The organism is Sphingomonas trueperi, assembly GCF_011927635.1.
GTDB lineage: Bacteria > Pseudomonadota > Alphaproteobacteria > Sphingomonadales > Sphingomonadaceae > Sphingomonas > Sphingomonas trueperi.
Window position 1 is genome coordinate 157319 of sequence record NZ_JAATJB010000011.1, and the last position, 11519, is coordinate 168837.

The window sequence follows — 11519 nt, forward strand, 5'->3', positions numbered from 1 at the left end:
GAAATATGCGGATCGGAATGATCGGCCTCGGCCGGATGGGAGGCAACATCGCCCGTCGGCTTCAACGCTCCGGACATCAGCCAGTGGTCTTCGACCGCAATCCTGAGGCGGTGGCGGAACTCGAGCTTGAAGGATTCGAGCCGGCTGACTCGCTTGAGGAAATCAAGAAGAAGCTGGGCACGGAGGCAGTCTTCTGGGTCATGCTGCCCGCGGGCGAGCCGACCGAGAAGACGATCCAGATCCTCCGCACGATCGCCGAACCTGGCGACGTCGTCATCGATGGCGGCAACAGCTTCTACAAGGACGATATTCGCCGGGCGAAGCTGCTGGCCGACAAGGGCATCCACTATATTGATGTCGGTACCTCGGGAGGCGTGTGGGGCCTCGAGCGCGGCTATTGCATGATGATCGGCGGACCGAAGGAGGCCGTCGACCATCTCGATCCGATCTTCGACGCGCTCGCGCCGGGCATCGGCACCATTCCGCGGACGCCGAACCGGATGGAGCATGAGGGAGAGGATGCGCGCGCGGAGAAGGGCTATATCCACGCCGGGCCCGCCGGCGCGGGTCACTTCGTCAAGACGGTGCACAACGGCATCGAATACGGCCTGATGCAGGCATATGCCGAAGGCTTCGACATTCTGAAGTCGAAGCAGTCCAGCAAGCTTCCCGAGGATGAGCGCTACGTTCTCAATCTCACCGACATCGCCGAGGTGTGGCGGCGCGGCTCTGTCATATCCTCTTGGCTTCTGGACCTCACTGCGGCGGCGCTCGCCAAGGATCAGATGCTCTCGCAGTTCTCCGGGCGGGTTGCGGATTCGGGCGAGGGGCGCTGGACCGTCGAGGCGGCCATGGAAGAGGCGGTTCCCGCTGTGGTCCTTACCGCTGCGCTGTTTGCCCGGTATCGGAGCCGGGTCGAGCACACCTTCGCCGACCAGGTGCTTTCCGCGATGCGCTTCGGGTTCGGCGGGCATGTCGAGATCCCGCAGTGAATGGAGTGACCGTGCCGGGGCGCCCGGCGACGATCGTCATCTTCGGCGCGACAGGAGACCTCACCCGCAGGCTGCTGGTTCCGGCGCTGGCCAACCTCTGCTTCGACGGACTCTTGAGCGAAGAGCTCAACGTCATCGGCATAGCCCTTCGGGATGGCGATGATGAAAGTCTGCGCGTGAGCCTCGATGAGTTCGCGCCGCAGACACAGTGCTGGCAACGATTGCGCCAGCGGACCAGCTACCTCCCCGGCGACTTCACGCTTGGGACTGTCTACGAAAGGCTCAAGCAGCGGCTGGGCGAGGGCGACGCGGCATTTTATCTGGCCACGCCGCCGCAGTTCTTCGGGGTCATCGTGGACAGGCTCGCCGACGCCGGCTTCACGGAGGAACATGACGGCGGCTTTCGGCGGGTGGTGATCGAGAAGCCCTTCGGTCACGACCTCGAATCCGCACGGGCTCTCAACCAGCGGATCCTGTCGCGAGTGAACGAGAGCCAAGTTTACCGGATCGATCACTTCCTGGGGAAGGAAACCGTCCAGAACATCCTGGTCGCGCGGTTCGGCAACGCCTGGCTGGAGGCGGTATGGAACCACCGCTACGTGGACCACATCCAGATTTCAGCCGCCGAAGCGATCGGCATCGGCACCCGCGGGGCGTTCTACGACACAACCGGTGCGCTCCGGGACATGGTTCCCAACCACCTGATGCAGCTTTTGTCGATGATTGCAATGGAGCCGCCAAACAGCTTCGACGCCGAGGTCATTCGCGACGAAAAGGCAAAGCTGCTTCGGGCCGTCCGTCGCATTACCCCGGATGAGGCGCGAAGCGACGCGGTGCGGGGCATGTACGCAGCCGGCCAGGTCAACGGCCAGATGATCCCCGCCTATCGCGAGACGCCGCACGTGGACCCGAACACCGCCACCGAAACTTATGTGGCGCTCAAGCTCATGGTCGACACCTGGCGCTGGACCGGCGTGCCCTTCTATCTGCGCACGGGTAAGGCGCTCGCCGCACGGGACACCGAGATCGTGGTGACTTTCAACCCGGTGCCCTACGCGACGTTTCGGGAGACCCCGGTCGCTCATCTCCCGGCCAATCAGCTCGTGTTCCAGATCCAGCCGCACGAAGGGATTGACCTTGGTTTCCTGGTCAAACGGCCGGGTCCGCAAGTGGAGGCGGTCCCCGTAGCGCTCGATTTTGCTTATGCAGAGAAGTTCGCCGTCGCGCACCGGACAGGGTACGAAACCCTCCTGTATGACATGATGATGGGCGATCAGACGCTATTCCAGCGTGCTGACCAGATCGAGGCGGGATGGGCCGTTGTGCAGCCGATCCTGGACGCCTGGGCTCGTGGCGAGGGAGTACTGGAGGAATATACGCCAGGCACTTCCGGACCTCGCGCCGCCGACGCACTGATCGCCCGCGATGGCCGGCAATGGCAAGCATTGGGTCGATAAATGGAGCGAACGAACTCCGGTCAGAATGGGAGGCGGGACAAGGCCGGCACCATTTTCCGCGAAGGGTTCGGATCGCCCCAAGCCGCGCTGACGCTGGATCAGCCACCGCGCTGGGCTCCACGCGACAGGCGGGCTCCGAGTGGCATTTCAGTAGTCGCCCTACCGCTCGTACAGATAATAGCGGTCTGTTGCCGTAAGATCGTGCGCGAGCTCATACACGATCGGCTCACCGGTCGGGATCTCGATCGTGGGGATCTCATCGTCGGGGATGCCAGACAGATGCTTCACCAGCGCGCGCAGCGAATTGCCGTGCGCCGAGATCACGACTCTTCTGCCGGCCTTGAGCTCCGGCGCGATCCTTGCCTCCCAATAGGGCAGCACGCGCCCGATCGTGTCCTTCAGGCTCTCGGCGCTCGGAATTGCGATGCCGGCGTAGCGGCGATCGCCGGTGACATCATAGGGTCCCCCTGGCTGCTGTGGCGGCGGCGGGATGTCAAACGATCGGCGCCAGATCTTCACTTGCTCCGCTCCATGCCTGGCTGCGGTCGCTGCCTTGTCGAGGCCGGTGAGCCCGCCATAATGGCGCTCGTTCAGACGCCAGTCCTTTTCGACGGGCAACCACAACCGCCCCATCGCCTCGAGCGCAAGGTTGAGCGTCTTGATCGCACGCGTCTGGAGGCTCGTGAAGCAGAAGTCGAAGTCCAGCCCCTTCGCCGCCATCAGCTCGCCGGCCGCTTTCGCCTCAATCTCGCCCTGCCGCGTCAGATCCACGTCCCACCAGCCCGTGAAGCGGTTCTCGAGGTTCCAGACCGACTGGCCGTGGCGGATCAGCACGAGCGTGGGCAAGGGGTTCTCCAAAGGGCATTACGAGCTGAATGGACGTCTCTCCACTCCGCGATCCGGCGTCCCGCAGGTTTCACACGCCGTGCCCGAGGCTTGCGATCATCGCGGCCAGCTCAGACCCCTCCGGGATTTCCTCACGGCCCGCGGCCCGCGCGATCAGGCGGCTAACGAAATCGAGCTTGAGCATGACGCCGGGACTGAGACGAAAGGGATAGAGATCCGGTTGCCCCATTGCCCGGTTTACCGCGTTGAGCGCGAAGGAGATCGGTATCCAGCGCTCAACGAGCGTCGCCGTTGCAACACGATACGCATCGATGTCCGGGTGCGGTGCGCGATTGCCTTCCAGCCCCACACCGAAGTCCGCCATCGCTCCGAGCGTGTCGACGATGTGCAGGTAATGAGCGAACGTCTCGGCGAAATCTTCCCAGGGATGCGCAGTTGCATACGCGCTGACATGGTCATCAGCCCAGCCGAGTGCCGGACGGCCGGCATAGTAGCGCTGGACCGCTGCAGCATAATCGATGCGCTCGTCACCGAACAGTGCGCGAAAGGGATCGTGCATGTCGGTCCCAGCGACGAGCCGGTACCAATAGTAGTGGCCGATCTCGTGTCGAAAATGGCCTAGAAGAGTGCGGTAGGGCTCGCCCATTTGATGGCGTATGCGCTCCCGCGCCGCGTCGTCCGCCTCGATCACGTTCAGCGTGATGACACCCCCGGCATGGCCGGTGAGAAGCTGTGGGACATAGCCGTTCTCGGCGGCGGCATCGTACAAGAAATCGAAGGCGAGCCCGTCTCCGCGCTCGGCCTTGGTCTCGAGGGGCAGGCCGAGCTTGATCGCACCGCGAATCATGCGCCGCTTGGCCTCCTCGATCCGCCGCCAGCGTTGAAGGACGCCGCGCACCGCGAGATCGGGGATCATGCGATTGTGCCGGCAGGCGCGGCACATTGCTCGGGTCGGACCGAGCGCTTCAGCGCCCGTCTCATCTGCCAGCCAATTGCACGCGCCGTAATGAACATTGGCGCAAGGCTTTACCGCGGCGGCTGATCCCTCTGCATCGTGCCACTCGCGCGCCCTGGGGTCGAGATGACGAAAGGCGTCTATGCGCCAGTCATAGCCAACGGCGTGTGCGCAGCTCGGGCAGGCGCTTTCCTCCAAGTGAAGCTGGTGGCGGCAGTTGGGGCAGGGGAATGCCAAGCGTTGGGTCCCTGTTACCTGCGCGACGGCAAGCCTTGTTCAGGTGTCCGCATGGGCAGCCTCGATCGGCTCCGACGTTGCGTTGCCGCAGCACACGGGATGAGGACCCGCAGGCATGCAGCAGGTAGGCGCGCCTACCGGGATGAAAGCCATCTCCTCCCGTGGCCGAGGTCCCGACCGTCGCGGTGCGCCCCGGCTCTCGTAGGAGAGGCCGTACCGCCGGCAATAAGCCTCGGCGGCTTCACGCGAAGGGAAGCCGAGCTCCAGATGGGCGAGGGGGTCGCTTCCTCCCGTCCAGCCGGTGAGCGGATCGACGAACGGGCGCGACCGCGGGCGGAAACGGAGCCGCCATCGACCCTCACGGGCGCGGCCGCCGGACCGACCGGCGAGCGGATCGGGTTCGATGATGGCAAATGCGTCCGTCGGCAGCGCGCTTGCGTAGCGTCGCCACGCCGTATCAAACGGCGAAGACACCTCGCTCGCGACGTTATCGTTTGCAAACTCCGCAAGGCGCGGAGCCAGCACGCGCGGCGTCGCAATGTAGGGTGGAAGAGAATCAGCTCGTGTTGCCATTTGCGCCTCCGAAACGGGCAGCCGCCGACGGCGGCTGCCCGACGTCTCATCAGCCTGCGTTGATCGGAATGCTGCGCCGGCTCTCGATCGCCTCCGCGGACTTGGGCAGGACGATCGTCAGCACGCCCTTGTTGAACGTCGCGCTTGCCCGGTCCTGCTCGACCCCACGCGGCAGCCCGATATGCCGCTCGAAGCGACCATAGCTCCGCTCCGAATAGCCGCGCTCCTTGTCCTCGGTTTCGGAGCGCTTCTCGCCGCGGATCGACAAGACATTGTCGTCGACGCTGATGTCGACGTCCTTCTCATCCATCCCGGGCAGCTCGGCGGTGACGCGGATCTCCTTGTCGGTCTCCGAAAGCTCAATCGTCGGCCACTCGAGGCTGCGCCCCCAGCCGCTCAAAGCCGGTACGCCGAAGCCCCGGAAGACGTCGTCGAACAGGCGGTTCACGTCGCGGTGCAGGGACACAAGCGGGTGCTGCTGGTCGGACCTGTCGTCGGTCCGTTCTGGAGCGCGGCTCTCCTGCCGGCCCCAGGGAATGAGATCACGAATTGCCATGATGATTATCCTCCTTTCCTGGCAGGCGTTGGACATGGTCCGTCGGCCGCGCCGCCGAAGCAGCGCGCCGGCGGAGCCACATCTATCGCGCGATCAGGCCGCTGCGCTGTTCTCGCCTTTGGGCGCTTCGAGCCGATCGCTGTCGCCGGTCCCGCCGGCGATCTCGATCTTGCGCGGCTTCATGGCCTCGGGGACGACGCGCTTCAGCGCGATCGACAGAAGGCCATTCTCGAACCGGGCGTCGCCGGCCTCGATGAAATCAGCCAACTGGAAGCGCCGCTCGAATGAGCGGGCAGCGATGCCGCGGTGCAGATACTCGCCCTTCCCGTCATCCTCGGCGCGCTTGCCGGTGACGCTGAGCAGATTCTGCTGAGCGACGATCTCGATGTCCTCCGGGCGGAAGCCGGCCACCGCAAGCGTGATGCGGTAACTGTCCTCGCCTTCCTTGACGATATCGAAGGGCGGGTAGCCATCGTCGTCGCGGGCACCTGCCTCGAGCAGGTTGAACAGACGGTCGAAGCCGACCGTCGATCGCCGATACGGCGCAAAGTCGAAGTTGGTTCTCATCTCCAAATCCTCCTGTGAGCAATCTGGGCATGAGAAGCGTCGGAAACGGAGAGCCGACGCCCTCTATGTCCACCGGACCCGAACGGCGTCCGGCAATCGAAAAACTAGGAACGGCTCAAGAGGTTTCAAGTGGAATTTAGCGAAGTCAGCAAAGCACTTCGCAAGCATCTCCGCCCTTGAAACGGGTGCGGGCGAATACAACATTAAGCCTGCGGACCGGGCCCCTCTGTCGACGGCGTTACGCCATCGTCATGTCGGACCGCATCGAGTGCGCTCGGTGCAGGATCGCGGGCTCCCAGGTGGAGCCGGCCGAGTGCCTCATTGACATTGGAGCAATGGAGTGAGGCATGAACAGAATTTTCGAACCGAATACCTATCGGCCTTTCCCGTCGGCCCGGGCCACAACCACGGCCGTCTATGATGAAGGCCTACGCCGGCACATGCTCGGCGTCTATCGCAACATGGCGCTCGGCCTCGGCATTACAGCGCTGGTGGCATTCCTCGTCGCCAGCGTGCCGGCGCTGTACCAGCCAATCTTTGGCACGCCGCTTAAGTGGGTCGCGATCTTCGCGCCGCTGGCATTTGTCATGTTCTTCTCGTTCAGGGTCGAGCGCATGACGACAGGACAGGCGCGAACGGCGTTCTTCGCCTTTGCTGCGGTCATGGGCGTATCGATGGCCAGTATCTTCCTGGTGTTCACGGGCACCAGCATCGCGCTGGCCTTCTTCAGCGCCGCGGCCGTGTTCGCCGCCATGAGCCTGTGGGGCTATACGACCAACGTCGACCTGTCGCGCTGGTCCACCTTCCTGATGGTTGGCCTGATCGGCGTCGTGATCGCGAGCATCGTCAACCTGTTCGTCGGCTCCTCGACGCTGCAGCTCGTCTTCTCGATTGTCGGCGTGCTCGTGTTCACCGGCCTGACGGCCTGGGACACGCAGCGCCTGAAGAGCGAATATCTGGCTTATGCCGGGTCGGAGCGAGCCGAAAAGCTGGCCGTGATGGGCGCGCTTTCGCTTTACCTGAACCTGGTGAACCTCTTCCAGCTGCTGCTCAGCCTGTTCGGGCAGCGGGAGGAATAATCCGGCTCTGAAACGTTGGGCCGGAAGGCTCGGCAGCGCCGCCGTCGTGGACGGCAGGCGCTGTTCTGTTTGGTGAGTCCGGCGGTCTACGGCCGCTCCATCGGTCAGGCGATCGACCTTCAGCATGGCGGCTGGACGATCGGATTCTGATCGCTCAGCCGCAACGGCACCACCTCAGAAGTCTGTCCGATAATCTTTCTTATCGGACAGACTTGAGCTTGCCGGGCAGGGGTGGTGTCGGTTCTCCTGAAAGGGTGGACTCGCGGCTAGATTGCCGCTGAGCGACGACCTGCACCTGAAACAGTGGACATTGTTCCCGAAACAGCGGACGATCGCCCAGCTGGGACTAGCCGAGGCGTCGTGCCATGCGAACCGCGGACCTGAGGACGGCGAGCGACGCCGACTGGGCGGAGGCGCATCGCCGCGAGAAGATCATTCGCCCGCTCGCCTCGATGACGCGCGTGCCCGGCGATGTGGCCGCCCAGGCGATGGTCCAGCTAGAACTCGGCCGCGCTCGCTTCCACAAGCTCCTGCAACTCTACCGAGCCTCGCCCGCTGCGGCGTCACTGCTGCCGCGACCGCGAGGAAGGGAGAAGGGGGAGCAGCGGCTCTCGGCCGCGGCTGAGCATCTTATCGCTCGCGGCATCGCTGAGTTCTACCTCACACTCGAGAAGCCCAGCGTTCAGGCGCTCCGCCGCTGGCTGCGACACGAAGGAACGAAGATCGGGGTCAAGGTGCCCAGCACTAAGGCGATCCAGGCCCGGTTGGCTCGGCTCGCTCCTCAGATCGTTACGGCCCGCAGACAGGGTGCCAAGTCAGCGGCTGACAAGTGGGAGCCAACGCGAGGCGTGCTCGAGGCGGACTACGCGCTTGAGCTCGTGCAGTCGGACCACACGCTGGTCGACGTGATCGTTGTCGACGACCTGTACCGCAAGCCTATCGGCCGGCCTTGGCTCACGCTGATGATCGACGTGGCGAGCCGAACCGTGCCCGGCTTCCACCTCCACATGCTCGCGCCGTCCGCTGTTTCAGTCGGTATGTGCATGCGGCACGCCGTTCTCCCCAAGCGGGACTGGTTGGCTGAGCGGAGCATGAAGGCACCGTGGGACAGCCAGGGGCTCATGGATCGGCTGCACCTCGACAACGCGCGCGAGCACCGCTCAGACGCGCTGAAGCGCGGCTGCCGAGCTCACTCGATTGCGGTCGAATATCGGCCGGTGCGTCGGCCGCACTTTGGCGGTCACATCGAGCGGCTGATTGGCACGATGATGGGGGCCGTCCACCTCCTACCCGGAACTACATTCTCTAACGTCGCCGAGCGTGGCGACTACGATGCGGAAGGTGAGGCGTGCATGACGCTGAGCGAGCTGGAAGTCTGGCTCGCCGCGCAGATCATCGGCCCATATCATGCGGAGCGGCACCGTGGGATCGGCATTCCGCCCGCCCTTGCTTGGGCCGAGGGGGTGGAACGACGCCCGGAGCTGGTCCGCCTTCCGGCCGACGATGCCGCGTTTCTGTTCGACTTTCTACCCTGCGAGCTGCGCGCCGTAACACCACACGGCATCGAGCTGTTCCGCACTCATTATTGGGATGATGCGCTATCCTGCTGGTACACGCGGCCGGGGCAGACGATGCCGGTGCGGTGGGATCCCCGCGACCTTTCGCGCGTCTGGCTCGAGCTACCACATGGCGAGCACCTCGAGGTGCCCTATCGCGATCTGCGGCGTCCCGCGATCACCCGCTGGGAGCAGAGGGAGGCGGTTCGCACTTTGCGGGAGCGCGGCCAGCAGGCTGTCGACGAGACGCTGATCTTCCAGGCTGTCGAGACCCAGCGATTGATCGTCGCGGAAGCGGCGCACAAGACCAAGGCCGCGCGGCTCGCGCTTCAGCGGACCAAAGCGGCACTGCGCGACGCCCGTCGGGCAAGGGGTGGCAGCAAGCGCCGGCTTGAGCAGGTAACCCCTGCCGTAGGCGCATCTGCGGTAGAGGAGAGGACGGACGGCGATCAGAAGGTGCTTCCGTATCTTGTCGAGGAGATGCCCCGATGAGCGACCTCTTCCATCTCGCCGATAGTTATCGCGCGCGCGCGCGTTGGCCCGACGCCGACCGGATCGCCTGGATCCGCAAGGATCGGTGGCTCGGCTTCCCGAAGGCGGAAGCGGTGCGCAAGACGCTGGACGCGATGCTGCGCTATCCGCCGCGCACGCGCATGCCGTGCCTGCTGATCTACGGCCAAACCGGCATGGGCAAGTCGCGCATCGTGGAGCGCTTTGAGGCAGAGAACCCGCGCGGGTTCAACGAGGCGACCGGTGTGGCGACGATACCGGTTGTCGCCGTCCAGCTGCCACCGCAGCCGACCGACGGCGAGTTCTACGGCGAGGTCCTCGAGAAGCTCCGCGCCGGCTTCGCTGCGCGGGGGGACACGCAGCGCGCGCGCCTCCTGACTCGCCGGCTGATGGGGCAGGTGGGTGCTCGCATGCTGATTCTGGATGAGATCAACCATATGCTGGCCTGCACGCCGCGCCAGCAGCGCATCTTCCTCAACACGCTCCGCTATCTCGCGAACGACCTGCAGATCCCACTCGTCTGCACCGGCAACCACGAGGCGCAGGCGGCGCTGCTCACAGACGCGGCGCTCGCCGAGCGGTTCGACGCGGTCGAACTGGTTCGGTGGCAGAACGACGAAGCGTTCCGCCTGTTGATGGTCACGCTAGCTGCGATCTTGCCGCTTCGGAGATCTTCACAGCTGGAAGAGGAGCGTTGCCGCACGTCGGTACTCGATCTCTCCGACGGCAATACCGGGCGCATCTTCCGCCTCGTCGAGACGTTGGCTATTCGTGCGATCGAGAACGGCAGCGAATGCATCGAGGCCAGCGACCTCGATGCCGACGACCTCTTGATGCCTTCGGTCAGCATGAAGGTGATTGCCCAGCGCCGAGCGCGAACGCGGGCCAGGGGAAGAGTGTGAGCCGTGTCGGGCGCGCTGCCGATCGCGGCACGGCCTCATCCTGACGAGCTCATCTCCTCCTGGCTGGCGCGCATCGCCGCTTGTTATGAGGTGTCCATCACTGATTTGCGGCAGGAGCTATCCCCGGGCAGTTCGGGCACCAAGGTCAGAGCGGACGTAGAATGGAAAGGGTCGGAGGCGAAATCCGCGGCGCAACGGCTCCGCGTCGATCAGGAGGCGATCATGCGCCTCGCCCTGAAGCGCCGCTGGCCGTGGCTGGTGGCCGCCTGGTTGCCACGAACCGACGGAAAAGGGCGAGCGCGAGGCGAGCTCGATCTCGCCTGGTGCCATGTCTGCCTTGCCGAAGGCCACGCCACAGGTGGCGCCTACCTCGATGCCGAAGCGGCGCTCCCGCTCGTCTTCTGTCGCCGGCACGGCACTTGGCGGCAGGACTTCTGCCGCCGCTGTCAGCCCCACCATGAGCCCCGCTTCAGCTGGCGGAGCCGGATCGAGTTCACCTGCACCGACTGCGGCGTACCTCTCAGAACAAACCATTGGAGCGGCCCGAAACCCGCGTCAGAATGTCCGTCGGAGGATGTGCCCCGCGCTTTGAACCTCCTGTTCGCATTCGATGGCGAGTTGCGGAAGGCGCTGCTCGGCAGATCTGCGTCGCTGACCGGGGTAGGGCAGGTCTCGGCTCGGCAATTCCTCGCCGTGTTGCACGGGCTCACGCGAGCCTTGCTGGCGCCCGACATCAATCGCACCAGCCGCATAAATCTGTTCAACAGCCCGTTGCTGTCAAACATGCCCGATCACGACCCGCAAACCTGGGAAGAGCAGCCCTTTCACGAACTCTCGCCTGCGTATCGTGCTCACGTCTCATGCGCTGTCATCGCACTGCTGTCGGACGAGCCGGTCAGCCGCCTGATGTCGGGCGTGAGGCCCGCTTACGAATGGCATTCGCTCGAATGGCTGCTCGCCAGCACGCCCAAATGGGTACAAGCGATGTTGATCCAGAACTGCAAAGATTGGCCGGCACCGCTGCGCGTTCGGGTTGGCCTGCACCATAGTCGAACTGGGCTGGACGTTGCCGACATTTTGGCGCAGTTTCATGTGTGGCTCGCGGAGCAAGAGCAACGCCAGCGCGAGCGGGTGTCGCTGATCGGATGATGGCCGCCAGAGCGGTCTAAGTGCTTCGACCGTAAAGCAAATCCGTGTTGCCGCCAGTTAGAAAAGGCACATTCCGCCGCAAGATAGAAATGGCACAACGCCTTCGGCAGCGGGGGCTGCGTGGAGCCCTCCTCATAGCG

At 64.4% G+C, this 11519-nt stretch carries 11 protein-coding genes; 6 read left to right on the plus strand and 5 right to left on the minus strand.

Translation table 11 applies throughout. From position 1 onward, the window contains the following. Positions 1–5: 5 nt before the first annotated feature. Together gnd and zwf are read left to right on the plus strand one after the other, a co-directional pair. Positions 6–992 (plus strand): phosphogluconate dehydrogenase (NAD(+)-dependent, decarboxylating), encoded by a 987-nt coding sequence (gene gnd, locus GGR89_RS16380; RefSeq protein WP_042469226.1) that lies wholly within the window; start codon positions 6–8, stop codon positions 990–992. Between the two features lie 11 nt (positions 993–1003). Further along, entirely contained in the window at positions 1004–2449 is a 1446-nt protein-coding gene (gene zwf, locus GGR89_RS16385; RefSeq protein WP_206434258.1) for a glucose-6-phosphate dehydrogenase, read from the plus strand. A 159-nt stretch (positions 2450–2608) separates the two neighbouring features. On the opposite strand, the gene gpmA is transcribed toward zwf, so the two are convergent. The 5 genes from gpmA to GGR89_RS16410 form a co-directional block, all read right to left on the minus strand. Then, positions 2609–3295, minus strand: a complete 687-nt coding sequence (gene gpmA, locus GGR89_RS16390) for a 2,3-diphosphoglycerate-dependent phosphoglycerate mutase (protein ID WP_037486207.1) — start codon at positions 3293–3295, stop codon at positions 2609–2611. Between the two features lie 70 nt (positions 3296–3365). Further along, complete coding sequence (locus GGR89_RS16395) at positions 3366–4487, minus strand: zinc-binding metallopeptidase family protein (RefSeq protein ID WP_042469223.1); 1122 nt, start codon at positions 4485–4487, stop codon at positions 3366–3368. A 39-nt stretch (positions 4488–4526) separates the two neighbouring features. After that, positions 4527–5060: an NADH dehydrogenase ubiquinone Fe-S protein 4 gene (locus tag GGR89_RS22910; RefSeq protein WP_082052514.1), complete on the minus strand. Its 534-nt coding sequence runs from the start codon at positions 5058–5060 to the stop codon at positions 4527–4529. 49 nt (positions 5061–5109) lie between these two features. After that, a complete protein-coding gene (locus GGR89_RS16405) occupies positions 5110–5616 on the minus strand; it encodes an Hsp20/alpha crystallin family protein (protein WP_037486176.1) in 507 nt (168 codons plus the stop codon). 93 nt (positions 5617–5709) lie between these two features. Further along, the gene (locus GGR89_RS16410; RefSeq protein ID WP_030541304.1) at positions 5710–6183 is read right to left on the minus strand and encodes an Hsp20 family protein; all 474 of its coding nucleotides are present in this window, start codon (positions 6181–6183) and stop codon (positions 5710–5712) included. Positions 6184–6530: 347 nt separating this feature from the next. Between GGR89_RS16410 and GGR89_RS16415 the strand changes: the two genes are divergently transcribed. The 4 genes from GGR89_RS16415 (at position 6531) to GGR89_RS16430 (ending at position 11379) form a co-directional block, all read left to right on the plus strand. After that, a complete protein-coding gene (locus tag GGR89_RS16415) occupies positions 6531–7262 on the plus strand; it encodes a Bax inhibitor-1/YccA family protein (protein WP_030541305.1) in 732 nt (243 codons plus the stop codon). A gap of 365 nt (positions 7263–7627) precedes the next feature. Next, entirely contained in the window at positions 7628–9310 is a 1683-nt protein-coding gene (locus GGR89_RS16420) for a Mu transposase C-terminal domain-containing protein (RefSeq protein WP_053003297.1), read from the plus strand. Continuing rightward, a complete protein-coding gene (locus tag GGR89_RS16425; RefSeq protein ID WP_042469221.1) occupies positions 9307–10230 on the plus strand; it encodes a TniB family NTP-binding protein in 924 nt (307 codons plus the stop codon). Before GGR89_RS16420 ends, GGR89_RS16425 begins: the two co-directional genes overlap by 4 nt. 3 nt (positions 10231–10233) lie before the next feature. Beyond that, the gene (locus GGR89_RS16430; protein ID WP_066516440.1) at positions 10234–11379 is read left to right on the plus strand and encodes a TniQ family protein; all 1146 of its coding nucleotides are present in this window, start codon (positions 10234–10236) and stop codon (positions 11377–11379) included. Positions 11380–11519: the final 140 nt, after the last annotated feature.